At 62.7% G+C, this 24,378-nt stretch carries 21 protein-coding genes; 11 read left to right on the top strand and 10 right to left on the bottom strand.

Annotated elements, in window-relative coordinates:
- Positions 1-4: 4 nt before the first annotated feature.
- The 5 genes from IFT98_RS17205 to IFT98_RS17185 all read right to left on the bottom strand — a co-directional run bounded on the left by IFT98_RS17205 (position 5) and on the right by IFT98_RS17185 (position 7,593).
- A complete protein-coding gene (locus IFT98_RS17205; RefSeq protein ID WP_192050603.1) occupies positions 5-1,384 on the bottom strand; it encodes an OprD family porin in 1,380 nt (459 codons plus the stop codon).
- Between the two features lie 163 nt (positions 1,385-1,547).
- Positions 1,548-3,146, bottom strand: coding sequence for an ABC transporter substrate-binding protein (locus IFT98_RS17200; protein WP_192050605.1), 1,599 nt, complete (start codon positions 3,144-3,146; stop codon positions 1,548-1,550).
- A 214-nt stretch (positions 3,147-3,360) separates the two neighbouring features.
- A complete protein-coding gene (locus IFT98_RS17195) occupies positions 3,361-4,962 on the bottom strand; it encodes an ABC transporter substrate-binding protein (RefSeq protein WP_192050606.1) in 1,602 nt (533 codons plus the stop codon).
- A gap of 256 nt (positions 4,963-5,218) precedes the next feature.
- Positions 5,219-6,820, bottom strand: a complete 1,602-nt coding sequence (locus tag IFT98_RS17190) for an ABC transporter substrate-binding protein (protein WP_192050608.1) — start codon at positions 6,818-6,820, stop codon at positions 5,219-5,221.
- A gap of 62 nt (positions 6,821-6,882) precedes the next feature.
- Positions 6,883-7,593, bottom strand: coding sequence for an SIMPL domain-containing protein (locus IFT98_RS17185; RefSeq protein WP_192050610.1), 711 nt, complete (start codon positions 7,591-7,593; stop codon positions 6,883-6,885).
- Positions 7,594-7,761: 168 nt separating this feature from the next.
- Between IFT98_RS17185 and IFT98_RS17180 the strand changes: the two genes are divergently transcribed.
- The 6 genes from IFT98_RS17180 (at position 7,762) to IFT98_RS17155 (ending at position 14,404) form a co-directional block, all read left to right on the top strand.
- Positions 7,762-9,021, top strand: coding sequence for an ATP-binding protein (locus tag IFT98_RS17180; protein WP_122479526.1), 1,260 nt, complete (start codon positions 7,762-7,764; stop codon positions 9,019-9,021).
- Entirely contained in the window at positions 9,018-9,578 is a 561-nt protein-coding gene (locus IFT98_RS17175) for a response regulator transcription factor (RefSeq protein WP_122479525.1), read from the top strand. Before IFT98_RS17180 ends, IFT98_RS17175 begins: the two co-directional genes overlap by 4 nt.
- Positions 9,579-9,732: 154 nt before the next feature.
- Positions 9,733-10,482 carry a FadR/GntR family transcriptional regulator gene (locus IFT98_RS17170; RefSeq protein ID WP_122479524.1) on the top strand — a complete coding sequence of 250 codons (750 nt, stop codon included), beginning with the start codon at positions 9,733-9,735 and terminating at the stop codon, positions 10,480-10,482.
- A gap of 459 nt (positions 10,483-10,941) precedes the next feature.
- The gene (gene kdgD, locus IFT98_RS17165; RefSeq protein WP_043186629.1) at positions 10,942-11,853 is read left to right on the top strand and encodes a 5-dehydro-4-deoxyglucarate dehydratase; all 912 of its coding nucleotides are present in this window, start codon (positions 10,942-10,944) and stop codon (positions 11,851-11,853) included.
- Positions 11,854-12,061: 208 nt separating this feature from the next.
- Positions 12,062-13,003 carry an AEC family transporter gene (locus tag IFT98_RS17160; protein WP_192050611.1) on the top strand — a complete coding sequence of 314 codons (942 nt, stop codon included), beginning with the start codon at positions 12,062-12,064 and terminating at the stop codon, positions 13,001-13,003.
- Positions 13,004-13,048: 45 nt separating this feature from the next.
- On the top strand, positions 13,049-14,404 hold the full coding sequence (locus IFT98_RS17155; RefSeq protein WP_192050613.1) for an amino acid permease: 1,356 nt from the start codon (positions 13,049-13,051) through the stop codon (positions 14,402-14,404).
- A 13-nt stretch (positions 14,405-14,417) separates the two neighbouring features.
- On the opposite strand, the gene IFT98_RS17150 is transcribed toward IFT98_RS17155, so the two are convergent.
- The 5 genes from IFT98_RS17150 to gatC form a co-directional block, all read right to left on the bottom strand.
- Complete coding sequence (locus IFT98_RS17150; protein WP_192050830.1) at positions 14,418-15,443, bottom strand: calcium/sodium antiporter; 1,026 nt, start codon at positions 15,441-15,443, stop codon at positions 14,418-14,420.
- Positions 15,444-15,500: 57 nt separating this feature from the next.
- Entirely contained in the window at positions 15,501-15,866 is a 366-nt protein-coding gene (locus tag IFT98_RS17145; RefSeq protein ID WP_342214182.1) for a septal ring lytic transglycosylase RlpA family protein, read from the bottom strand.
- Positions 15,867-16,015: 149 nt separating this feature from the next.
- Positions 16,016-17,461: an Asp-tRNA(Asn)/Glu-tRNA(Gln) amidotransferase subunit GatB gene (gene gatB / locus IFT98_RS17140; protein WP_192050616.1), complete on the bottom strand. Its 1,446-nt coding sequence runs from the start codon at positions 17,459-17,461 to the stop codon at positions 16,016-16,018.
- An 11-nt stretch (positions 17,462-17,472) separates the two neighbouring features.
- Positions 17,473-18,924 carry an Asp-tRNA(Asn)/Glu-tRNA(Gln) amidotransferase subunit GatA gene (gene gatA / locus IFT98_RS17135; RefSeq protein WP_192050618.1) on the bottom strand — a complete coding sequence of 484 codons (1,452 nt, stop codon included), beginning with the start codon at positions 18,922-18,924 and terminating at the stop codon, positions 17,473-17,475.
- 16 nt (positions 18,925-18,940) lie between these two features.
- Positions 18,941-19,228: an Asp-tRNA(Asn)/Glu-tRNA(Gln) amidotransferase subunit GatC gene (gene gatC / locus IFT98_RS17130; protein ID WP_122713462.1), complete on the bottom strand. Its 288-nt coding sequence runs from the start codon at positions 19,226-19,228 to the stop codon at positions 18,941-18,943.
- Positions 19,229-19,433: 205 nt separating this feature from the next.
- Here gatC and mreB point away from each other — a divergent pair, with 205 nt between their 5' ends.
- The 5 genes from mreB to rng all read left to right on the top strand — a co-directional run bounded on the left by mreB (position 19,434) and on the right by rng (position 24,338).
- Positions 19,434-20,471 (top strand): rod shape-determining protein MreB, encoded by a 1,038-nt coding sequence (gene mreB / locus IFT98_RS17125; protein ID WP_008371426.1) that lies wholly within the window; start codon positions 19,434-19,436, stop codon positions 20,469-20,471.
- A 184-nt stretch (positions 20,472-20,655) separates the two neighbouring features.
- Positions 20,656-21,708: a rod shape-determining protein MreC gene (gene mreC, locus IFT98_RS17120; RefSeq protein ID WP_446730847.1), complete on the top strand. Its 1,053-nt coding sequence runs from the start codon at positions 20,656-20,658 to the stop codon at positions 21,706-21,708.
- Complete coding sequence (gene mreD, locus IFT98_RS17115) at positions 21,708-22,196, top strand: rod shape-determining protein MreD (protein ID WP_122479515.1); 489 nt, start codon at positions 21,708-21,710, stop codon at positions 22,194-22,196. Before mreC ends, mreD begins: the two co-directional genes overlap by 1 nt.
- Before the next feature lie 34 nt (positions 22,197-22,230).
- The gene (locus tag IFT98_RS17110; RefSeq protein ID WP_192050619.1) at positions 22,231-22,818 is read left to right on the top strand and encodes a Maf family protein; all 588 of its coding nucleotides are present in this window, start codon (positions 22,231-22,233) and stop codon (positions 22,816-22,818) included.
- A 62-nt stretch (positions 22,819-22,880) separates the two neighbouring features.
- Positions 22,881-24,338, top strand: a complete 1,458-nt coding sequence (rng, locus tag IFT98_RS17105; protein ID WP_192050621.1) for a ribonuclease G — start codon at positions 22,881-22,883, stop codon at positions 24,336-24,338.
- The last annotated feature ends 40 nt before the right edge of the window (positions 24,339-24,378 follow it).

Below are 24,378 nucleotides of genomic sequence, written 5' to 3'. Positions count from 1 at the left end.
CCGATCAAAGAATCTGGAACGGAATGGTAGTGACGATGCGCAGCTCGTTGAGGCTGCCATCGACCTGATTGGCGCTGGCGCGGTGGGCACTGTAGGTCGCGCGGATGGTGCTGGCCTTCAATGGCCCACCCTGCACGGCGTACGAGGTGCCGAAGCCGTACTCGTAATGGCTTTCGCCGTCCTGAGCCTGAATGCCGTCATAGCCGCCACCCTTGTAGCGCGTGCCATCGATGCCCCAGCCGCGCGCGGTGTAGACGCTGAACTTGAGCCCCGGTACGCCATAGCTGGCCATGTCCAGCCCGTAGCCGACCTGGAACGATTTTTCGTTCGGCCCGTTGTAGTCGGAGAACAGCGAGTTGGCCAGGAAGATGGCGTTGGTCTCGTGCAAATAGTCGAAGTATTCGTCGCCGTTCACTTCCTGGAAGGCCAGGGTCAGGCTGTGCGCCTTGTGCGTCGCGGTCAACGACAGGCTGTAGGTGTCGTTGTCGATGGCGCCCATCTTCGAGCTGCCGGCATCCTTGGTCTTGTAGTAGTTGAAACCGGTGGTCAGGCCCAGCACCGAGGCATCGCCCAGTTCATGGGAAGCGCCGAAGTAGTACTGGTTCCAGACATCCTTGACGTTGGACGCGTACAGGCTGGTGGTCAGGCTTTTCAGCGGCTGGTAATTGAGGCCGAAGATGTTGACCTGGTCGGTGGTTGTGCCGTTGCCGTACTCGGTCCTGAATTTGCTCAGGCTCTGCTCGGTGCGCGGCGACACCCGGCTGAAGGTGCCGAGGTCAAAGTCGAGGTTGTCGAACTCGGCGCTGTGCACGCTGACACCCTCGAAGCTGGAGGGCAGGGCGCGGTTGCCGATGAAGGCAAGAACGGGTGTGTTCAGCGATTGACGCCCGGCGGTCACTACCGTGTTTGAAACCCGTGCCTTGAGGTTGGCCAGGCCTGCCTTGGTCCATTGGTCGACCACTTCGCCGTCGTGGTCGGTCAGGGTGCGGTTGCCGCCGCCAGCCACGCGGCCTTTGCCTTGCTCCAGAGCCACGGTGTTGTAGGCCGCCACTTCGGTGCTGAAACCTACCGTGCCCTGGGTGAAGCCTGAGGTGTAGTTGACGATGGTGCCCTGTACCCAGGTATCGCGGCTGCCGGTGCGTTCGGTGGTGCCATTGCCTTTGTTGATGCCCCAGGTCAGGCCACGCTTGCCTTTTTCCTTGGCGAACCAGTTGCGCGTCGAGCCGGTCAGGCTCGAGTCCTCGATGAAGCCCTGGGCTTCCTCCTGGGCGCTGCTGGTCTTGACGGTGAGAGGGACGAAAGCCTGGCTGACTTCTTCGGCCAGGGCCAGGGGCGTGAAACCGCTCAAGGACAACGTGAGTACTGCTCTCTTGGTGATTTTCAACTGAAGCTCCTTACATTTTTTGGTTTTATTGCCGCTTTATCGAGTGCGGCTTGTGCCCAGTCCATGGCGGGTGGTGACAGTTGCAAACGTTTGCTTGCTCTTTTTTGCCAAAAGCTCCCCAAGCCCATGGCATGGCCATGGGGCGAGGGGAGGCTTGGCTTATCTAGTCGCGGACGCTCACGCCGCCGAAATCGTTACGCCCGAACGGGCTGACCTTGAAGCCGTCGACCTTGACGCTGACCGGCTGGTTGACGGTGGAGTGGGCGATCGGGGTGATCGGCACCTGCTGCTTGAGCAACTGCTGCGCCTGGCGATAGAGCACGCTGCGCTCGTCGCGATCGGTCACGCGCTTGGCCTGCTGCACCAGCTTGTCGTAGTCCTGGTTGCACCACATCGAGTAGTTGTTGCTGCCAATTGCATCGCAGCTGTACAGCGTGCCCAGCCAGTTGTCCGGATCACCGTTGTCGCCAGTCCAGCCAATCAGCGAAACGTCGTGTTCGCCGCGCTTGGTACGGTCCAGGTACTCACCCCATTCGTAGCTGACGATCTTGACCTTGAGGCCGATCTTGCCCCAGTCGGCCTGCAGCATTTCAGCCATCAGCTTGGCGTTGGGGTTGTACGGCCGCTGCACGGGCATGGCCCAGAGGGTGATCTCGGTGCCTTCCTTGACCCCGGCGGCCTGCAGCATCTGCTTGGCTTTCTCCGGGTCGAAAGGCGCGTCCTTGATGCTCTCGTCGTAGGACCACTGGGTCGGCGGCATGGCATTGACTGCTTTCTGCCCGGCACCCTGGTAGACGGCCTTGAGGATGGCGTCCTTGTTCACCGCCATGTCCATCGCCTGGCGCACTTCCAGCTGGTCGAACGGTTTGTGGCGAACGTTGTAGGTGATGTAGCCCAGGTTGTAGCCGGCCTGCTCCATGACCTTGAGCTTGGGGTCTGCCTTGAGGCCCGCAAGGTCGGCGGGGCGTGGGTAGGCCGTCACCTGGCACTCGTTCTTCTTGAGCTTCTGCATGCGCACCGACGCATCGGTGTTGATGGCGAAGATCAGCTGGTCGACCTTTACCTGGCTCATGTCCCAGTACTGCGGGTTGGCCTTGTAGCGGATCTGCGAGTCCTTCTGGTAACGCTGGAAGGCGAACGGACCGGTGCCGATCGGCTTCTGGTTGATGTCGCGCATGTTGCCGCTCTTGAGCAGCTGATCGGCGTACTCGGCGGACTGGATGGAGGCAAAGTTCATGGCGATGTTCTGCACGAACGCGGCATCCACGGCGTTGAGGGTGAACACCACGGTGTGGTCGTCGGCTTTCTCGACCTTGGCGATGTTCTTGTCCAGGCTCATGCTGACGAAGTAGGGAAACTCGGTGGGGTAGGCCTTGCGGAACGGCTGGTTGGGGTCGAGCATGCGGTTGAAGGTGAACAGCACGTCGTCGGCGTTGAAGTCACGGGTCGGCTTGAACGCTTCGTTGCTGTGGAACTTGACCCCTTCGCGCAGGTGGAAGGTGTAGGTCAGGCCATCCTCTGAGATGTCCCATTTGGTGGCCAGTGCGGGAACGACACTGGTCCCGCCCTTTTCGAATTCGGTCAGGCGGTTGTAGATCGGTTGCGAAGCATCGTTGTCGGTGCCGCTGGTGTACTGGGCGATGTCGAAACCTGCGGGGCTGCCTTCGGAGCAGTACACCAGGCTGTTCGCGGCCTGGCTGAGGCCGACCTGGCCGAGCAGGCCCAGAGCGAGCATGGCGGAGCAAAGCTTTGTGTGTCGCATGATAGTCCCTGTCTTGTTGTTTTCCGATCGTGGGTCGCCAGTCCCCTGGCAGGAATAGGACGGCCGTCGCCAAAGAAAGCTAGTTCCATTTGACTAAGGTGTATGTCGGCGTATTCCGGTAGTGCTGTGGGAAAAATCCTGGCGTTCGTGCAAGCGAAGTGGACGACGGACCTTTCGGTCCGTCGTCCGCCTGCGTCATGAGAGATGCCCGGGGTCAGTCCTTCAGGCCTACGCCATAGAACGAGTTCAAGCCAAAGGGGCTGATCTTGAAGTCGGTGACCTTGGCGCTCATGGGCTGGTAGACCGTGGAGTGCGCGATCGGGGTGATCGGCACCTGTTCCTTGAGGCGCACCTGAGCCTGCTTGTACAGTTCGGTGCGCTTGGCCTGGTCGGGCGTGGCCTTGGCGGTCTTGATCAACTGGTCGTAGTCCTTGTCGCACCACTTCGAGAAGTTGTTGCCGTTCACCGCGTCGCAGCCGTACAGGGTGCCCAGCCAGTTGTCCGGGTCACCGTTGTCGCCGCTCCAGCCGATGAGCATGGCATCGGTCTCGCCGGCCTTGGCTCGCTTGAGGTACTCACCCCATTCGTAACTGACGATCTTGGCCTTGATACCCACCTTGGCCCAGTCCGATTGCAGCATCTCGGCCATCAGCTTGGCGTTGGGGTTGTAGGGACGCTGCACCGGCATCGCCCACAGGGTGATCTCGGTACCTTCCTTGACGCCGGCCTCCTTGAGCAGCTTCTTGGCCTCTTCCACGTTGTAGCCGGCGTCCTTGATGCTTTCGTCGTAGGACCACTGGGTCGGCGGCATGGCGTTCACTGCCAGCTGTCCGGCGCCCTGGTACACGGCTTCGATGATGCTTTTCTTGTTCACTGCCATGTCCAGCGCCTGGCGGACCTTGAGGTTGCCGAGCGGTTCATGGGTGACGTTGTAGGCGATGTAGCCCAGGTTGAAGCCGGCCTGGTCGGGCATCTGCAGCTTCTTGTCTTCCTTGAGCGGCTTGAGGTCGGCCGGGCGTGGGTATACGCTGACCTGGCACTCGTTCTTCTTGAGCTTCTGCATGCGCACCGATGCATCGGTGGTGATGGCGAAGATCAGGTTGTCGATCTTCACGTCATCCGGGTTCCAGTAGTCCTTGTTGCCCTTGTAGCGAATCTGCGCGTCTTTCTGGTAGCGGTTGAACACGAACGGGCCGGTGCCGATCGGCTTCTGGTTGATGTCGGCGGCCTTGCCCTGCTTGAGCAGCTGGGCGGCGTATTCGGCGGACTGGATCGAGGCGAAGCTCATGGCCATGTTCTGGATGAACGCGGCGTCGACCGTCTTCAAGGTGAAGCGCACGGTGTGATCGTCGAGCTTCTCGATGTTGGTGATGTTCTCGTCCATGCCCATGTCGGTGAAGTACGGGAACTCGGTCGGATAGGCTTTGCGGAACGGCATGTTCTTGTCGATCATGCGGTTGAACGTGAACAGCACGTCGTCGGCGTTGAATTCACGGGACGGCTTGAAGTAGTCGGTGGTGTGGAACTTGACCCCTTCGCGCAGGTGGAAGGTATACGTCAGCGCGTCTTCGGAGATGTCCCAGCTCGTCGCCAGGCCTGGAATGACCGCGGTGCCGCCACGCTCGAACTGGCTCAGACGGTTGAAGATGGTTTCTGCAGAAGCGTCGAAATCCGTGCCACTGGTATACAGCGCCGGGTCAAAACCCGCCGGACTGCCTTCGGAGCAGAATACAAGGTTGCTCGCAGCATGGGCGAAAGGGGCGCTGGCAAGCAGGCCGGCCCCGACGATGAACGGAATGACCGCGGTTTTGAGCATGGTGGCCTCAGTTGTTGTCATTTTAAGAATGAGGGCGACCTTGTGGGCCGACCCGGCCGATACTTATGCAGGCGGCATACCCAAATCAACTGTTTGCCTCCAATCGGGCCTGAAACGGTGGGACGGGCGTACACGAATGTCGCATCGATATAATTTTTTCGATAGTTGAACGCACGATCAATAACGTTTTGCAGCAGAACGCACGCTTATCGACCCCACTGCACCACGCTGGCGCACTGCAATGGGGCGTTAGGTATCACTGCGAGAGGCTGACACCGTAGAAAGGCGTCAGGCCGAAGGGGCTGATGCGGAAGTCCTGCACTTCCTTGCGCATGGGCTGGAACACGGTGGAGTTGGCGATGGGTGTGATCGGTACCTGTTGCTTGAGGATGCGCTGCGCCTGCTGGTACAGCTTCACACGCTCGTCGCGATCGCTGCTCAGCTTGGCCTGCTGGATCAACTTGTCGTAGGCCGGGTCGCACCATTTGGCGTAGTTGCTGCCCTTGACCGCCGCACAGCTGTAGAGCACACCGAGCCAGTTGTCAGGGTCGCCGTTGTCGCCGGTCCAACCGTAGATCATGGTGTCGTGCTCGCCATTCTTGGCGCGCTTGATGTACTCGCCCCATTCGTAACTGACGATGTTGGCCTTGATGCCGACCTTGGCCCAATCGCTCTGGATCATCTGTGCCGACATGCGTGCGTTGGGGTTGGAAGCGCGCTGCACCGTCATGGCCCACAGGTCGATGGTCGTGCCTTCCTTGATCCCGGCTTCCTTGAGCAGCGCGCGCGCCTTGGTGATGTCGTGGGGCGCGTCCTTGATGCCCTTGTCGTACGACCATTGCGCAGGCGGCAGGGCGTTCTGTGCCAGTTGGCCGGCGCTCTGGTACACCGCCTTGATGATGGCGGGCTTGTCGATCGCCATGTCCAGTGCCTGACGCACCTTGAGTTGATCGAGCGGCGGATGGGTCACGTTGTAGGCGAGAAAGCCCAGGTTGAAGCCGGGCTGGCTGAGCACGCGCAGGTTGGGGTCCTGTTTCATCACCTCGATGTCGGCAGGCCGCGGGTAGCCGCTGACCTGGCATTCGCCGGCCTTGAGTTTCTGCAGGCGCACGGCGGCATCGGTGTTGATGGCGAAGATCAGGTTGTCCAGCTTGACGTCTTCGGGCTTCCAGTACGCCTTGTTGGCAACGTAGCGGATCTGCGAATCCTTCTGATAGCGCTTGAACACGAACGGGCCAGTGCCGATCGGTTTCTGATTGATGTCGGCAGCCTTGCCCTGCTTGAGCAGCTGCGCGGCATATTCGGCGGACTGCACCGAGGCGAAACTCATGGCCAGGTTCTGCACGAACGCGGCATCGACCGTGGCGAGGGTGAAGACGACGGTGTGCTCGTCCTGCTTGCTGACCGATTTGATGTTGGTGTTCAGGCCCATGTCGGTGAAATAGGGCGATTCCGAAGGGTAGGCTTTGCGAAACGGGTGCTCGGGATCGAGCAGTCGCTGGAAGGTGAACAGCACGTCGTCGGCGTTGAAATCGCGGCTGGGCGTGAAGTAGTCGGTGGTGTGGAACTTGACCCCTTCGCGCAGGTGAAAGGTGTAGCTCAAACCGTCCGCCGATACGTCCCAGGAGGTGGCCAGGCCAGGTTCTATTTCAGTGCCGCCGCGCTTGAACTGGGTCAGACGATTGAAGACGGTTTCCGCCGAGGCATCGAAATCGGTGCCGCTGGTGTATTGGCTGGGATCGAAGCCGGCGGGGCTGGCTTCTGAGCAGTACACCAGCGTGCTCGCGGCCTGGGCCATGGGCATCCCGGCACAGAGGGCAGCGGTCAGGAGCAAGGGCTTGAAGGCGGGGATGTGCATGGGGGCCTCGGCAGATGAAGGGTAACAAGGGGTAGAGCCGCCCATTCAAGGGCGGCAGGGCATCAAGGCATCATGACTTCGATGACGCCATCAGCGTTGATGCTGACCTCGCTGGTGCCGGCTTCCACGTCCGGGGTTACCGGGGCGGTGTCGGAACGGGCGGCTTTCATCATCATCGGGGCGGACGCGTAGGGCCGCGGGTAGCCAGCGCTGTTGAGGTTGAGATTGACCACCTTGTAGCTCTTGCCACCCAAGGCGTCGGTGGCCAGTTGAGCACGGGCCTTGAACGCGGCGACGGCTTCCTTGAGCAGGGCGTCTTCGCTCTGCTTGCGGGTCTTGTCGGCGATCGAGAAGTCCATGGCGCCCATTTTCAGGCTCTGCAGCAGTTCGCCGGTGAGTTTGGACAGCGCGGGAAAGTCGGCGCTTTCCAGGCGCACTTCCGCGCGTTCACGCCAGCCGGTGATGGTCTGGCCCTTGTCGTCGTAGATCGGGTAGCTGTTGCGACTGCCTTGGCGCACGATCACGCCCTTGACTTCACGGGCCTGGGCGAGAGCCTTGTTCAAGGTCTCGGTGATGCCGGCGGCGAGCTTGGCCGGGTCGGCGTTCTGCTCTTCGCTGTAGAGGGTCACGAGCATCAGGTCGCGGGGCACTTCCTGGCTGACCTCGGCGCGCAGGGAAATCTGGTTGTAGCGGGCTTCGTCGGCCAGTGCTGGAAGGCTGGCCAACAGGCTCGCACCAAGGACCAAAGCGGCGCTGCGGGTGATGACGGGCATGGAAAACTCCTTGTTGTAAGTGCTGGGTAAGACTGGCCAGGCCGGATGCGGTTCCTGAACGAGCCAGGTTCATGCGTTTCGCGCGGTCATTTGCCGCAGTTTCCGCTGTCGGCGTGTCGAGTTGGTTATACTTGCACCGATCCGCCTGCAGCGCTCACTGGAGAGCAAATGCTCGCCCATCCTATGCCTCTTTCCGCTTCACGCCAGAACCTCTGGCGCCTGACCTTCATCCGCACCCTGGTACTGGCCGCTCAGGCCGGTTCGGTCGGTTTCGCCTACCTGACGCACCTGCTGCCGTTGCCCTGGCTGGCGCTGAGTACCACACTGGCGGTGTCCGCCATACTCTGTGCGCTGACCGTCCTGCGCCTGCGCTTTTCGTTGCCGGTCACCGAGCTCGAATACGCCCTGCAACTGGCCTGCGACCTGCTGATCCACAGTGTCCTGCTGTACTATTCGGGCGGCGGCGCCAACCCGTTCGTGTCCTATTATCTAGTGCCGCTGACCATTGCCGCCGTGACCCTGCCATGGGTCTACTCCCTGGTGCTCTCAGGCATCGCGCTGGCCTGCTACACCTTCATGCTGGCGCACTTCTACCCCCTCGATACCCTGCCGATCGGTCGTGAGAACCTGCAGATCTACGGCATGTGGCTGAGCTTCGCTTTGGCCGCCTCGGTGATTACCTTCTTTGCCGCCAAGATGGCCGAAGAATTGCGGCGCCAGGAGCAGCTGCGTGCCCAGCGCCGCGAAGAGGGCCTGCGTGACCAGCAACTGCTGGCCGTGGCCACCGAGGCTGCGGGCGCTGCCCATGAGCTGGGCACGCCGCTGGCCACCATGAGTGTGCTGCTCAAGGAAATGCGCCAGGACCATCCCCAGCCTGAACTGCAGGAAGACCTGCAGGTGCTGCAGGATCAGGTCAAGCTGTGCAAGGAAACCCTCCAGCAACTGGTGCGGGCCGCCGAAGCCAACCGACGCATGGCCGTGGTCGATCAGCCGGTCACCGCCTGGCTCGACGAAGCCCTCAATCGCTGGCACCTGATGCGCCCCGAGTCCAGCTACCGTTTCCACCGCCTGGGCCAAGGCGAGGTGCCGCACCTGTCGCCGCCTCCCGACCTCACCCAGGCGCTGCTCAATCTGCTCAACAACGCCGCCGATGCCTGCCCCGACAACCTCGAGGTCAAATTGGACTGGGACAGTGAGGACATCTTCATCGTCATCCGCGACCACGGCGCGGGTGTTCCCTTGGCCATTGCCGAGCAGATCGGCAAACCGTTCTTCACTACCAAGGGCAAGGGCTTCGGCCTTGGCCTGTTCTTGAGCAAGGCCAGCGTGACTCGCGCCGGCGGCTCGGTAAAACTCTATAGTCATGAAGAGGGCGGCACGCTCACCGAGCTGCGCCTGCCCCGTGGCGTCCCAGGAGATGATCGATGACTGATGAAAACCAAGTCGAAGGCGAAGAGCTGCCGCACCTGTTGCTGGTGGACGACGACGCCACGTTTACCCGCGTAATGGCGCGTGCCATGACCCGCCGAGGCTTTCGCGTAAGTACTGCAGGCAGCGCCGAGGAAGGCTTGAAGCTGGCCCAGGACGATGTACCCGACTACGCCGCCCTGGACCTGAAGATGGAAGGCGATTCGGGCCTGGTGCTGCTGCCCAAGCTGCTGGAACTCGATCCGGAAATGCGCGTGGTGATTCTCACCGGCTATTCGAGCATTGCCACGGCGGTGGAGGCGATCAAGCGCGGCGCCTGCAACTACCTGTGCAAGCCCGCCGACGCCGATGACGTGCTGGCTGCGCTGTCGGCCGAACATGCCGACCTCGACACGCTGGTGCCGGAAAATCCGATGTCGGTCGACCGCCTGCAATGGGAGCACATCCAGCGAGTGCTCACCGAGCATGCTGGCAACATTTCCGCCACGGCGCGGGCGTTGGGTATGCATCGGCGTACCCTGCAACGCAAATTGCAGAAACGCCCCGTGCGTCGGTAAATTCGCGTGGAGCGCTCTGGCTGGCGCCCTGCGCGCCCGGGTAGGCGGCATTGGCCCGCCCGCCGGGCCCTGCGGCGGCTCATGCCATGATCGTACAACCCGCTTTAGGCTATGATTGCTTCAATCACCGACCGTTTCGAGAATGACTTTCACTATGGATACTCAGAGCGCCGCCCCACGCGCCCGTCGCAAACCGCGCAGCCTGGCCCAGGAACTGGTGGCCGTGCTGACCCAGCGCATCCTCGATGGCGACCTCAAGCGTGGCGACAAGCTGCCTACCGAGTCGGCCATCATGGAAGAGCAGGGCGTCAGCCGGACCGTGGTGCGTGAAGCCATTTCCCGGCTGCAGGCGGCAGGTCAGGTCGAAACCCGCCACGGCATCGGCACCTTCGTGCTGGATACGCCCAGCCCGAGTGGTTTTCGCATCGATCCGGCAACCATCGTCACCCTGCGCGATGTGCTCGCCGTGCTCGAGCTGCGCATCAGCCTGGAAGTGGAATCCGCCGGGTTGGCTGCCAGTCGCCGCTCGCCCGAGCAACTGGCGGCGATGCGCGCAGCCCTCGATGCGCTGAACGAAAGCGCGGCCCATGCCAGCGATGCGGTGGCGTCCGATTTCCAGTTCCATCTGCAGATTGCCTTGTCCACCGGCAACCGCTATTTCACCGACATCATGACGCACCTGGGCACCAGCATCATTCCACGCACCCGCCTGAATTCGGCACGTCTGGCACATGACGACCAGCAGCACTACATGACCCGACTCAGTCGCGAGCACGAGGAAATCTACGACGCCATCGCCCGCCAGGATTCCGATGCCGCGCGCGCAGCCATGCGCCTGCACCTGACCAACAGCCGCGAGCGTTTGCGCCAGGCTCACCAGGAAGCCGAAGCGGGCAGGGGCTGACCGCCCCGTAGCAGCGGCGCAAGCCGCGTTGGCGGCCTGCGCGGTGCATCTGGCAGAACGCGGCTTGCACCGCTGCTACAGAAACACCGCAATCCCTGTAGCAGCGGCGCAAGCCGCGTCTGCGTCTGGCGCGGTGCATCTGGCAGACCGCGGTGCCACCGGACGCGGCTTGCACCGCTGCTACAGAAACACCGCAACCCTTGTAGCAGCGGCGCAAGCCGCGTCGGCGGCTGGCGCAGTGCATCTGGCAGACCGCGGTACCGCCGGACGCGGCTTGCGCCGCTGCTACAGGGATCCCGTGTGTCTTCGGTGTTAGGTGAAGCGCATGCGGGACCATCTGAAAATACTTCGTTCCACCTATTGAGGAACTGCTTAAGTAGTTGTACGATGACGTACGACATCAGCCAGCCATGGCTGTTTGGTTGTTCAATTTTCCATGCGACTCAGGGTGTTCAAACAATGAATCCACAAGAACTAAAGTCCATCCTCAATCACGGCCTGCTGTCTTTTCCAGTAACCGATTTCACTGCCCAGGGCGACTTCCATCGCGAAGGCTATATCAAGCGCCTGGAGTGGCTTGCCCCCTACGGCGCCAGCGCCCTGTTCGCCGCCGGCGGCACCGGTGAGTTCTTCTCCCTGGCCGCCAGCGAATACTCGCAAGTGATCAAGACTGCCGTCGACACCTGCGCTACCAGCGTGCCTATCCTCGCCGGCGTCGGCGGTTCCACTCGCCAGGCCATCGAGTATGCACAGGAAGCCGAGCGCCTGGGCGCCAAGGGTCTGCTGCTGCTGCCGCACTACCTGACCGAAGCCAGCCAGGACGGCGTAGCCGCTCACGTCGAGGCCGTGTGCAAATCGGTCAACATCGGCGTCATCGTCTACAACCGCAATGTCTGCCGTTTGAACGCGCCATTGCTGGAACGCCTGGCCGAAACCTGCCCGAACCTGATCGGCTACAAGGACGGTCTGGGCGATATCGAACTGATGGTTTCGATCCGTCGCCGCCTGGGCGATCGCTTCAGCTACCTGGGCGGCCTGCCGACCGCCGAAGTCTATGCAGCGGCCTACAAGGCTCTGGGTGTGCCGGTGTATTCGTCCGCCGTGTTCAACTTCATTCCCAAGACCGCGATGGACTTCTACCACGCCATCGCCGCTGAAGACCACGTCACCGTGGGCAAGTTGATCGACGACTTCTTCCTGCCTTACCTGGACATTCGCAACCGTAAATCCGGCTACGCGGTCAGCATCGTCAAGGCAGGCGCGAAGATTGCCGGCTACGATGCAGGGCCGGTGCGCACCCCGCTGACCGACCTGACCGGCGAAGAGTACGAAATGCTCGCTGCCCTGATGGACAAGATGGGTCCGCAGTAAGCCTCGAAACCGCGGTGCGGCTTTCGCGGCCGCTGACCGCTCCTACGGGGATCCTGCATACGCTGCGGATCTCTGTGGGAGCGGGGCGGTCGGCGAGCCCTCTGCCCGCGAAGGGGCCCTGCCTGCCATACCCTTCCAGAATTTCCCCGCTTGACCCCTACATCCTCGCTATCATTGTCGCCTGACCCCAGGCAACAGGTTCCCCGGCATGCTCGCCCTATTTCTGCAGACCCTGAACGTGACCGCTCCGGTGTTCGCCATGCTGTTTCTCGGCTACGGGCTGAAGCGAATCGACTGGATCAATGACAACTTCATCAAGACCGCCTCGGCCTTGGTGTTCAACGTCTGCATGCCGTCGTTGCTGTTTCTGGGCATCTACCATGCCGACCTGCGCTCTGCACTCAAGCCAGGCCTGCTGGTGTATTTCGTGGTGGCCACGGTGGGCAGCTTCGCCATCGCCTGGTGGATCGCCACCAAGCGATGCCCGCAAGTGGACCGTGGCGTGTTCACCCAGGGCGCCTTTCGCGGCAACAATGGTGTCATCGGCCTGGCCCTGGCAGGCAGCATGTATGGCGACTACGGCATCTCCCTGGGCTCGATCCTCGCCGGTTTGGTGATCGTGCTCTACAACTCGCTGTCGGTGGTGGTGCTGGCGATCTACAGCCCGAACATCAAGTCCGACCCGCTGAGCATCTGCAAGAGCATCCTGGTCAACCCGTTGATCATCAGCGTGGTCATGGCCGTGCCCTTCGCCTGGTTGCAGGTGCCCATTCCCAATTGGGTCCTGACCTCGGCCGACTACGTCGCGCAGATGAGCCTGCCGCTGGCGCTGATCTGCATCGGCGGGACCCTGTCGCTGGCCGCATTGCGCAGCAGTGGTTCAGTGGCGCTGAGCGCCAGCGCGGTGAAAATGATCCTGCTGCCGATCGTCGGTACCTTCGGTGCCTGGCTGTTGGGCTTTCGCGGGGCGGAACTGGGCATTCTGTTCCTGTATATTGGCGCTCCTTCGGCCTCGGTCGGTTATGTCATGGTGCGGGCCAGCGGCGGCAACTATTCGCTTGCCGCCGCCATCATCGTGATCACCACCCTGGCGGCAGCCATCACCACCAATATCGGAATATTCCTGTTGCAGTGGGGCGGCTGGATCTAGACGCTGCTTGCCCACCCGCAAGCATTCACCCGCTAAGGAACCGCAATGGATGATCAATCCACCCCCGAAGGTCTGCATCGGGGTCTGAAAAACAGGCACATCCAGCTCATTGCTCTGGGCGGGGCGATTGGCACCGGCCTGTTTCTGGGCATCGCCCAGACCATCGGCATGGCCGGCCCTTCGGTCATCCTGGGGTACGCCATCGGCGGCCTGATCGCTTTCTTCATCATGCGCCAGCTGGGCGAAATGGTCGTTGAAGAGCCGGTCACCGGCACCTTCAGCCATTTTGCCAACCGCTACTGGAGCGGCCTGGCCGGCTTCATGTCCGGTTGGAACTACTGGGTGCTGTACGTTCTGGTGGGCATGGCGGAACTGACCGCCGTGGGCATCTACATCAAGTACTGGTGGCCGGAGGTGCCCACCTGGGCGTCTGCCGCGGTGTTCTTCGTGCTGATCAACGCGATCAACATGTTCCAGGTAAAGATCTACGGCGAGATGGAGTTCTGGTTTTCGCTGATCAAGGTCGCCGCCATCGTCAGCATGATCGGCTTCGGCGCCTGGATGCTGGCCACCGGCAGTGGTGGGCCGGACGCCAGCGTCGCCAACCTGTGGCAATACGGCGGCTTCTTCCCCAACGGCATCGGTGGATTGACCCTGGCCATGGCGGTCATCATGTTTTCCTTCGGTGGCCTGGAACTGGTCGGCATCACCGCCGCCGAAGCCGATGACCCCAGGCGCAGCATTCCCAAGGCCACCAACCAGGTGATCTACCGGATCCTGCTGTTCTACGTGGGCGCCTTGACCATCCTGCTGTCCCTGTATCCGTGGCAGAAAGTGGTCGAGGGTGGCAGCCCGTTCGTGATGATCTTCCATGCGCTGGACAGCAACGTGGTCGCCACCGTGCTCAATGTGGTGGTGCTGACCGCGGCGCTGTCGGTCTACAACAGCTGCGTCTATTGCAACAGCCGCATGCTGTTCGGCCTGGCGGTGCAGGGCGATGCGCCCAGGACCCTGCTCCAGGTCAACCGCCGTGGCGTGCCCATGAAAGCGTTGGGGATTTCCGCCCTGGCGACCGGATTGAGCGTGGTCATCAACTACCTGATGCCGGGCGAAGCATTCGGCCTGCTGATGGCGTTGGCCGTGTCCGCACTGGTCATCAATTGGGGCATCATCAGCATCACTCACCTGAAGTTTCGCAAGGCCATGCGCGCCAACGGTCAGACGACGTTCTTCCCGAGCTGGGGCTACCCGATCACCAACTGGGTGTGCCTGCTGTTCCTGGCGGGCATTCTGGTGATCATGTACATGACGCCGGGAATCCGCATTTCGGTGCTGTTGATTCCCTTGTGGCTTGGGGTGCTGGCAGTGGCCTGGATGTTCAAGAAGCGTCGGGCGGGGTAAGCGGTCGCATTGTTCAGTGCTGTCGACGCCAGGCGCGCAGGGTGCCCCACAGCACCACCGCCGCCAGCACCGGCAGTACGTAGAACAGCATCAGCTCTTCCAGCCTGGTCGCCAATGGCATGCCCGTGGTGAACGCCATCACGTGCAGGCCGTACGCGACGTAGAGCCCCAGCAGCACCAGCCCTTCGATCCGCGTGACCCGGTATCCGGAATAGAACAGCGGCAGGCACAGCAGGGTGACGCCAAGCATCACCGGCAGGTCGAAGTCCAGCGCGTTGGGTGACACGCTCAGAGGCGCGGGTGCCAGCACCGCGGTCAGGCCGAGCACGCCGAGCAGGTTGAACAGGTTGCTGCCGATGACGTTGCCCACTGCAATCTCGCGGTGACCGCGAAAGGCAGCGACCAACGACGTCGCCAGTTCCGGTAGTGACGTGCCGACGGCCACGATGGTCAACCCGATTACCCGGTCCGACAAGCCGAAATCGGTGGCCAGCTCCAGTGCTGCTTCAAGCAGCCAGTGGCTGCCCGCGATCAGCAGCAGCAAGCCTGCGAGCATCATGCCCAGGCACTTGAGCCAGGGCGCAGTGCCCTGGGCTGCCGCCACCCGCCCCGGATGTCGCGACTGGCGCCACAGTACGCCCAGATAGCCGACCAGCGCCAAAAGCAGGACGCCGCCTTCAAGGCGCCCCAGCTGCTCGTTCAGGGCCAGCCCGAACACCAGCGCACTGGCTGCGATCAGCAGCGGAATATCGAGCCGCAGCAGTTGCCGCGAAACGCGTAGCGGAATGATCAGCGCGGACAGCCCCAGGGTCACCAGCAAACTGAAGATGTTGCTGCCCACCAGGCTGCCAACGGCGATGTCCGGGGTACCAACGAACGTGGCCTGCAGGCTGACGGCCAGTTGCGGCACACTGCTGCCCAGCGCGACCACGCCCAGGCCCACTACCAGCGGCCTGATCTTGAGCGCGGCCGCCAGGCGCACGGCGCCGCGCACCAGCGATTCGGCGCCGGCAATCAGCAGCAGCAGCCCTGCGAACAGCTGCAGCAAGGTCGGGCCGGGCAGGGTGGCGAGATCGGGGATAACGGTGGCTCCAGGTCAGTCTTGCAGGGTTTGCACGCGCACTCGGGCCGTACCACTGCGCAGCATGCCCAGTTCTTCGGCAGCGCCCTTTGACACATCGATCAGGCGACCGCGCGAGTGTGGACCGCGATCGTTGATCCGCACCACTACATTGCGCTTGTTGGACAGATTGGTCACCACTACCCGGGTACCGAATGGAAGCTGGCGATGGGCTGCGGTGAGACCGTGCTGATCGAAGCGTTCGCCACTGGCGGTGCGAGCGCCATGATGGCGTGCGCCGTAGTAGGAGGCGACCCCCTCGCGGTTGTAGCCGCGCGGGTCGATGATACCGTTCTCGCTGGCACAGCCCGCCAGCACGGCAATCGCACCGACACAGCACACACGCAACGCCTGTAGCAGCGGCGCAAGCCGCGTCAGCGGTATCCGCGGTCCGTTTGCTTCACCGCGTTGAGGCCGGACGCGGCTTGCGCCGCTGCTACAACTGCGCCGGACGCGGCTCGCGCCGCTGCTACAGGGGAGGCGTCGGCCCATCAACCGGCCAGCTTGCTCTTGAGCAGTTCGTTGACCTGCTGCGGGTTGGCCTTGCCCTTGGAGGCTTTCATCGCCTGGCCGACGAAGAAGCCGAACATCTTGCCGCGCTTGGCTTCGTCAGCCGCGCGGTACTGTTCGACCTGCTCGGCGTTGGCAGCCAGCACTTCGTCGAGCACCTTCTCGATCGCCCCGCTGTCGGTGACCTGTTTCAGGCCACGCGCCTCGATGATCTGGTCGGCATCGCCTTCACCGTTGGCCATCGCTTCGAAAACCATCTTGGCGATCTTGCCGGAGATGGTGTTGTCCTTGATGCGCTGCAGCATGCCACCCAGTTGTGCGGCGCTGACCGGCGAATCCTCGATTTCCAGCCCCTGCTTGTTCAACAGGCTGCCCAGCTCGACCATGACCCAGTTGGCGGCAAGCTTGGCATCGGCGCAGCTGGCCACGACCTGCTCGAAGAAGTCCGCCTGCTCGCGGCTCGAGGCCAGCACGCTGGCATCGTAGGCAGACAGGCCGAACTCGCTCTTGAAGCGCTCGCGCTTGGCAGGCGGCAACTCGGGTAGGGTGGCCCGGGTCGTTTCCAGGAACGAATCCTCGATCACCACCGGCAGCAGATCGGGGTCGGGGAAGTAACGGTAGTCGTTGGCTTCCTCCTTGCTGCGCATGGCGCGTGTCTCGTCCTTGTTCGGATCGTACAGGCGGGTCTGCTGGATGACCTTGCCGCCGTCTTCGATCAGTTCGATCTGGCGCGCGATCTCGCTGTTGATGGCGCGCTCGATGAAGCGGAACGAGTTGACGTTCTTGATCTCGCAGCGGGTGCCGAACTCGACCTGGCCCTTGGGCCGGATCGACACGTTGCAGTCACAGCGCAACGAGCCTTCGGCCATGTTGCCGTCACAGATGCCCAGGTAACGGACCAGCGAGTGCATGGCCTTGACGTAGGCCACGGCTTCCTTGGCACTGCGCATGTCGGGCTCGGAAACGATTTCCAGCAGCGGCGTGCCGGCACGGTTGAGGTCGATGCCGGTGCTGCCGCTGAAGTCCTCGTGCAGGCTTTTGCCAGCGTCTTCTTCCAGGTGCGCGCGAGTCACGCCGATACGCTTGACCGTGCCGTCTTCCAGGGTGATGTCCAGGTGGCCCTTGCCGACGATCGGCAGCTCCATCTGGCTGATCTGGTAGCCCTTGGGCAGGTCGGGATAGAAGTAGTTCTTGCGCGCAAACACGTTGTGCTGGCCGATTTCGGCGTCGATTGCCAGGCCGAACATCGCGGCCATGCGCACGGCTTCCTGGTTCAGCACCGGCAGTACGCCGGGCATGCCCAGATCGACCAGGCTGGCCTGGGTGTTCGGCTCGGAGCCGAAGGTGGTGGAGCTGCCGGAGAAAATCTTCGACTGGGTGGCGAGCTGGGTATGAATCTCCAGCCCGATCACGACTTCCCATTGCATGATGTTTCTCCTTAGAAGCCTTCAGGCGCGCGAGTGTGCCAGTCGGTGACTTGCTGGTACTGGTGCGCCGCATTGAGCAGGCGGCCTTCCTGGAAGTAGGGGGCCAGCAGCTGCACGCCGACCGGCAGGCCATCGACGAAACCGGCCGGCATCGACAGGCCGGGCAGGCCGGCGAGGTTGGCGGTGATCGTGTAGATGTCTTCGAGGTAGGCGGCAACCGGGTCGGCATTCTTGGCGCCCAGCTTCCAGGCCGGGTTCGGCGTGGTCGGGCTGAGGATCATGTCGACGTCTTCGAAGGCGGCCATGAAATCGTTCTTGATCAAGCGGCGGATCTTCTGCGCCTGCAGGTAATAGGCGTCGTAGTAGCCCGCCGAAAGTGCATAGGCGCCGACCATGATGCGGCGCTGCACTTCCGGGCCGAAGCCTTCGGCGCGCGAACGCTTGTACAGGTCGGTGAGGTCCTTGGGGTTCTCGCAGCGATAGCCGAAGCGTACCCCATCGAAGCGCGACAGGTTCGAAGAAGCCTCGGCCGGTGCGATCACGTAGTAGGCGGCAATCGCCTGCTGCATGTTCGGCAGGCTGATGTCCTTGATGGTTGCGCCCAGCTTCTGCAGTTGCTCGATGCTGGCGTGAATCAGGTCGGCGATGCGCGGATCGAGGCCGGCGCCGAAGTATTCCTTCGGCACGCCGATGCGCAGGCCTTGCAGCGAGCCGCCCAAGGTGGCGCTGTAGTCGGGGACGGGTTCATCGATGCTGGTGGAGTCCTGCGGGTCGAAGCCTGCCATGCCTTGCAGCAACAGGGCGCAATCCTCGGCGTTGCGTGCCAGCACGCCGGCCTGGTCGAGGCTGGAAGCGTAGGCGATCATTCCCCAGCGCGACACCCGGCCATAGGTCGGCTTGATCCCAGTGAGGTTGGTGAAGGCCGCCGGTTGACGGATCGAACCGCCAGTGTCGGTGCCTGTCGCCACCGGCAACAAGCGCGCCGCCACGGCCGCCGCCGAGCCGCCCGAGGAACCGCCGGGCACGTGGGCCAGGTTCCAGGGGTTTTTCACCGGGCCGTAGTGGCTGTTCTCGTTGGCCGAACCCATGGCGAATTCGTCCATGTTCAGCTTGCCCAGGGTCACCGCGCCCGCTGCATTGAGCTTGGCCACCACGGTGGCGTCATAGGGCGCCTGGAAGTTGTCGAGCATCTTCGACCCGCAGCTGGTGCGGATGCCCTGGGTGCAGAACAGGTCCTTGTGGGCCAGCGGTGCACCCAGCAGGGCACCGCCTTCGCCGTTGGCGCGCCGCGCATCGGCGGCCTGCGCCTGGGCGATGGCGTGCTCGGGGGTGACGGTGATGAAGCTGTTGAGCTGAGGATCCAGCTGGGCGATACGCGCCAGCAGGGTACGGGTCAGCTCTTCGGCGGAAAATTTCTTGTCGGCGAGTCCGCGGGCGATCTCGGCCAGTGTCAGTTGATGCATGGCAGGCTCTTTCCCTTTACTCGATGACTTTAGGAACCAGATACAGGCCGTTTTCGACCGCCGGTGCGATGGCCTGGTAGGCGTCGCGCTGGTTGCGTTCGGTCACCTGGTCGGCGCGCAGCCGCTGGCTGGCTTCCAGTGGGTGGGCCAGGGGTTCGATGCCGCTGGTGTCGACCGCTTGCATCTGGTCGACGAGGCCCAGAATGCTGTTCAGTGCTTCGATGGTGCGTGGCATATCGGCTTCATTCAGGCCCAGACGGGCCAGGTGAGCGATTTTTTCCACGTCGCAGCGTTCAAGCGCCATGGGGATCTCCAGTGGAAAATGAAATACGGCAAAGCCGTGGTTTTGGGGAACACTATCGCACTTCTGTGGTCATATGGCCGCGATCGAGTGCAGGCGTGCCCGGAAAAACAGCCAATTTAACATATTGGCGCCTTGCCCAAAATCCCCGCCGTTGTTAGAGTTTGCCGCACTTTTTTACCCACGCGTTGCCTAGGGTCCTTTTCCCATGTTCAAGAAACTGCGTGGCATGTTTTCCAGCGATCTTTCCATTGACCTGGGCACTGCCAACACCCTTATTTACGTGCGTGAGCGCGGTATCGTCCTGAATGAGCCATCAGTTGTGGCCATTCGGACCCACGGTAATCAGAAAAGTGTCGTTGCGGTCGGTACCGAAGCCAAGCGCATGCTCGGCCGTACCCCCGGCAACATCGCCGCCATTCGCCCGATGAAGGACGGCGTGATCGCCGACTTCAGCGTCTGCGAAAAGATGCTGCAATATTTCATCAACAAGGTGCACGAGAACAGCTTCCTGCAGCCCAGCCCGCGCGTGCTGATCTGTGTGCCTTGCAAATCCACCCAGGTGGAACGCCGTGCCATTCGTGAATCGGCGCTGGGCGCCGGTGCCCGCGAAGTGTTCCTGATCGAAGAGCCCATGGCGGCCGCCATCGGCGCCGGCCTGCCGGTCGAGGAAGCCCGCGGTTCGATGGTCGTCGACATCGGCGGTGGTACCACCGAAATCGCTCTGATCTCGCTCAATGGCGTGGTCTATGCCGAATCCGTCCGTGTGGGCGGCGACCGCTTCGATGAAGCCATCGTCACCTACGTGCGTCGCAACTACGGCAGCCTGATCGGCGAATCCACCGCCGAGCGCATCAAGCAGGAAATCGGCACGGCCTACCCGGGCGGCGAAGTGCGTGAAGTCGACGTGCGTGGCCGCAACCTGGCCGAAGGCGTTCCACGTGCCTTCACGCTGAACTCCAACGAAGTGCTCGAAGCCCTGCAGGAGTCCCTCGCGACCATCGTGCAGGCCGTCAAGAGCGCGCTGGAACAGTCGCCCCCCGAGCTGGCCTCGGACATCGCCGAACGCGGCCTGGTGCTGACTGGCGGTGGCGCGCTGCTGCGCGACCTCGACAAGCTGCTGGCCCAGGAAACCGGCCTGCCGGTGATCGTCGCCGAAGACCCGCTGACGTGCGTGGCTCGGGGTGGCGGTCGTGCCCTGGAAATGATGGACAAGCACACCATGGATCTGCTCTCCAGCGAATAACTTCGCGGGAAAGATTCCTGGGGTCGTTTACAGGTAGCGTCTTCGATGCTACCTGTATGCGTCCTGTACTTTCGATCCGGGCCGGTTTGCCGTCACATGAATGACCACATGAACATTTGCCTGGGAGGAGCGGCCTATTAAACCGCTTTTCACCAAGGGCCCCTCACTGGGCGTGCGCCTGTTGGTGCTGGTCGTGCTGTCGGTCGCGCTGATGGTTGTCGACGCGCGCTTTACCTTGCTCAAACCCGTGCGCAGCGAAATGTCGCTGGTGCTGATGCGTGCCTATTGGGTCACCGATCTGCCGCAACGCTTGTTCGAAGGCGTTGCCAGCCAGTTCGGCAGCCGCACCGAGCTGCTGGCCGAAAACGAGAAACTCAAGACCGAAGGCCTGTTGCTGCAAGGTCGCCTGCAGAAACTGGCGGCGTTGACCGAGCAGAACGTACGTCTGCGCGAGCTGCTCAACTCTTCGGCGCTGGTGAACGAAAAGGTCGAGGTAGCCGAGTTGATCGGCATGGACCCGAACCCGTTCACCCATCGCATCCTGATCAACAAGGGCGAGCGCGATGGCGTGGTGCTCGGCCAGCCCGTGCTCGACGCCCGTGGGTTGATGGGCCAGGTGGTCGAATTGATGCCCTACACCTCGCGCGTACTGCTGCTCACCGACACTACCCACAGCATTCCTGTGCAGGTCAACCGCAACGGGCTGCGTGCCATCGCCAGCGGCACGGGCAATCCCGAGCGGCTCGAACTGCGTCACGTCGCCGACACTGCCGACATCAAGGAAGGCGACCTGCTGGTCAGTTCTGGCCTGGGCCAGCGGTTCCCGGCGGGTTACCCGGTGGCCACGGTCAAGGAAGTCATCCACGATTCCGGTCAGCCCTTCGCCATCGTCCGCGCCGTGCCCACTGCGGCCCTGAACCGCAGCCGCTACCTGCTGCTGGTGTTCAGCGACAGTCGCTCGCCAGAGCAGCGCGCCACCGAAGCCGCGCAAGCCCAGGAGGCTGCCGACCGCCAAGGGGCCGCGCCCCAGGACGGCACCCCGGCGACACCGGTCACTGCGCCCACCTCCGTACCAGCCACCGCTGCGCCCGCCGCCGCACCGACGACGCCCGCTCACACCCCGGCACCGGCAGCCAACCCGGCGCGGGCCCACTCGGCCCCGGCCGCCGCCCCTGAGCGCACCACACCGGCGACACCTTCGCGCTCAGCGCCGGCTACCACACGGGAGAGGCAATAATGGTCGGTACGCGCTCGCGCAATGGCTGGGTCATCTGGCTGACCTTCGTCGTCGGCCTGCTGCTGTGCGTGTCGCCCATGCCGCAGTTCATGGAAGTGTTGCGGCCGTTGTGGCTGGCCCTGCTGCTGGCCTACTGGACGCTGTCGGTGCCGCACAAGGTGGGCATGACCACCGCCTGGATCCTGGGCCTGGCGCAAGACGTGCTGTTCGGCACCCTGCTGGGGCAGAACGCTCTCATCCTCAGCCTCATCACCTTCCTCATCCTGTCCCTGGCCCAGCGCATGCGCATCTTTCCGATGTGGCAGCAGAGCCTGGTCATTCTGGTGGTCTTCGGTCTGGCGCAGCTGGTTCAGCTGTGGCTGAGCGCGCTGACCGGCAACCGCCAACCCACTCTGGCCCTGCTGTTGCCCGCGCTGATGAGCGCCTTGCTCTGGCCGTGGGTCAGCTATCTGCTGCGTGGCTTGCGCAAGCGCCTGGGCATCAACTGACGGGCCCGCGCGGCCCGACGCGGAGACGCCTTGCATGTCTACCCTGTACCTGGCTTCCAGCTCGCCCAGGCGTCGTGAACTGCTGACGCAGATCGGCGTACCCTTCACTGTGATCACTGCTGCCATCGACGAAACGCCCAGGCCCGGCGAAGAAAGCCGTGCCTACGTGCAGCGCATGGCCGAAGAAAAAGCCCGCGCCGGCTGGCAGTCGCGGTCGCAGCCGGGGGCCGCTCACGTGCTGGGCGCGGACACGGCAGTGATCGCGCACGGACGCATTCTCGGCAAGCCGCGCGACGAAGCCGATGCCTTGGCAATGCTGGCTCTGTTATCCGGCAGCACCCATGAAGTGATCACCACTGCGGCGCTGTTCGATGGCACGCAGATGGACATCGGCACGGCCTCGGCACGGGTCACGTTCCGCCCGATCGACGAAGCCGAGGCCCGTGCCTACTGGGCCTCCGGCGAACCGGCGGACAAGGCGGGCGGCTATGGCATCCAGGGGCTGGGCGCAATATTCGTAGAAAAGCTCGAAGGCAGTTATTCTGCCGTCGTCGGCCTGGGTTTGTACGAAACCGCGGCGCTGCTGCAACGCAATGGCATCGCCTGCTGGCAAGTGTCCTGAGAGGACCCGGCCGGCAGCGCCATCGCCATTACAACAAAAGACACCAGGAACGAGACCCAGCCATGAGCGAAGAGATTCTGATCAACATCACGCCGATGGAATCGCGCGTGGCCGTGGTGGAAAACGGTGTCCTGCAAGAGGTCCACGTCGAGCGCACCCAGCGTCGCGGGATCGTCGGCAATATCTACAAGGGCAAGGTGGTGCGCGTGCTGCCCGGCATGCAGGCCGCCTTCATCGACATCGGCCTGGACCGCGCCGCGTTCATCCATGCGTCGGAAATCTCCCTGCGTGAAGGCTCGACCCTGGAAACCATCAGCGCCCTCGTGCACGAAGGGCAAAGCCTGGTGGTGCAGGTCACCAAGGACCCGATCGGCTCCAAAGGCGCGCGCCTGACGACCCAGCTGTCGATTCCGTCGCGCTACCTGGTGTATATGCCGCGCACCCGGCACGTCGGCATCTCCCTGAAGATCGAGGATGAGGGCGAGCGTGAACGCCTGAAGAAGGTGGTGGCCGACTGCGTCGAGAAAGAGGGCATTCAGGAGGTCGGCGGGTTCATTCTGCGTACCGCTGCCGAGGGTGCCGGCGCCGAGGAAATCCTCATGGACATCCGCTACCTGCGGCGCCTCTGGGACCAGATCAACGCGCAGATCCAGACCGTCGGGGCGCCGACCGAAATCTACGAAGACCTGGGCCTGGCGCTGCGTACCCTGCGCGATCTGGTCAACCCGAAGATCGAGAAGATCCGCATCGACTCACGGGAGACCTTCCAGAAGACCACGCAGTTCGTGGCCGAACTGATGCCCGAAATCGCCGACCGGCTGGAGCATTATCCTGGCGAGCGGCCCATCTTCGATCTGTACGGTGTGGAAGACGAGATCCAGCGGGCGCTGGACCGCAAGGTGCCGCTCAAGTCCGGCGGCTATCTGGTGGTCGATCCGGCCGAAGCGATGACCACCATCGACGTCAACACCGGGGCTTTCGTCGGCCACCGCAACCTCGAAGAGACCATCTTCAAGACCAACCTGGAAGCGGCCACCGCCATTGCCCGGCAGCTGCGTCTGCGCAACATCGGTGGCATCATCATCATCGACTTCATCGACATGGAAGATGAAGAGCACCAGCGCCAGGTCCTGCGCACGCTGGAAAAGCAGCTCGAGCGCGACCATGCCAAGACCAACATCATCGGCATCACCGAGCTGGGCCTGGTGCAGATGACCCGCAAGCGCACCCGCGAGAGTCTGGAACAGGTCCTGTGCGAGCCGTGCGTCTGTTGCCAGGGCCGTGGCAAGCTGAAAACCCCGGAAACGGTGTGCTACGAGATCTTCCGCGAGATCCTGCGCGAGGCGCGTGCCTATCAGGCCGTGGGCTATCGTGTGCTGGCCAATCAAAAAGTGGTCGACCGGCTGCTCGATGAAGAATCCGGCAATGTGGCCGAACTGGAAGCGTTCATCGGACGAACCATTCGCTTCCAGGTCGAGTCCATGTATTCCCAGGAACAATATGATGTGGTGCTGCTCTGAAACGGCCAGTGAAACGATTGTCGAGTCCCCAGGCTTCGGG

It is taken from the genome of Pseudomonas sp. CFBP 8770, assembly GCF_014841705.1.
In the GTDB taxonomy this organism is placed as follows: domain Bacteria; phylum Pseudomonadota; class Gammaproteobacteria; order Pseudomonadales; family Pseudomonadaceae; genus Aquipseudomonas.
The sequence above is the reverse complement of the archived record's forward strand: the minus strand, read 5'-3'. Positions and strand labels throughout refer to the sequence as shown.

Coding starts and splice junctions, on each gene's coding strand:
- IFT98_RS17200 (WP_192050605.1), bottom strand. CDS start 3,146: ATGCGACACACAAAGCTTTGCTCCGCCATGCTCGCTCTGGGCCTGCTC.
- IFT98_RS17195 (WP_192050606.1), bottom strand. CDS start 4,962: ATGCTCAAAACCGCGGTCATTCCGTTCATCGTCGGGGCCGGCCTGCTT.
- IFT98_RS17190 (WP_192050608.1), bottom strand. CDS start 6,820: ATGCACATCCCCGCCTTCAAGCCCTTGCTCCTGACCGCTGCCCTCTGT.
- IFT98_RS17185 (WP_192050610.1), bottom strand. CDS start 7,593: ATGCCCGTCATCACCCGCAGCGCCGCTTTGGTCCTTGGTGCGAGCCTG.
- IFT98_RS17180 (WP_122479526.1), top strand. CDS start 7,762: ATGCTCGCCCATCCTATGCCTCTTTCCGCTTCACGCCAGAACCTCTGG.
- IFT98_RS17175 (WP_122479525.1), top strand. CDS start 9,018: ATGACTGATGAAAACCAAGTCGAAGGCGAAGAGCTGCCGCACCTGTTG.
- IFT98_RS17170 (WP_122479524.1), top strand. CDS start 9,733: ATGGATACTCAGAGCGCCGCCCCACGCGCCCGTCGCAAACCGCGCAGC.
- kdgD (WP_043186629.1), top strand. CDS start 10,942: ATGAATCCACAAGAACTAAAGTCCATCCTCAATCACGGCCTGCTGTCT.
- IFT98_RS17160 (WP_192050611.1), top strand. CDS start 12,062: ATGCTCGCCCTATTTCTGCAGACCCTGAACGTGACCGCTCCGGTGTTC.
- IFT98_RS17155 (WP_192050613.1), top strand. CDS start 13,049: ATGGATGATCAATCCACCCCCGAAGGTCTGCATCGGGGTCTGAAAAAC.
- gatB (WP_192050616.1), bottom strand. CDS start 17,461: ATGCAATGGGAAGTCGTGATCGGGCTGGAGATTCATACCCAGCTCGCC.
- gatA (WP_192050618.1), bottom strand. CDS start 18,924: ATGCATCAACTGACACTGGCCGAGATCGCCCGCGGACTCGCCGACAAG.
- gatC (WP_122713462.1), bottom strand. CDS start 19,228: ATGGCGCTTGAACGCTGCGACGTGGAAAAAATCGCTCACCTGGCCCGT.
- mreB (WP_008371426.1), top strand. CDS start 19,434: ATGTTCAAGAAACTGCGTGGCATGTTTTCCAGCGATCTTTCCATTGAC.
- mreD (WP_122479515.1), top strand. CDS start 21,708: ATGGTCGGTACGCGCTCGCGCAATGGCTGGGTCATCTGGCTGACCTTC.
- IFT98_RS17110 (WP_192050619.1), top strand. CDS start 22,231: ATGTCTACCCTGTACCTGGCTTCCAGCTCGCCCAGGCGTCGTGAACTG.
- rng (WP_192050621.1), top strand. CDS start 22,881: ATGAGCGAAGAGATTCTGATCAACATCACGCCGATGGAATCGCGCGTG.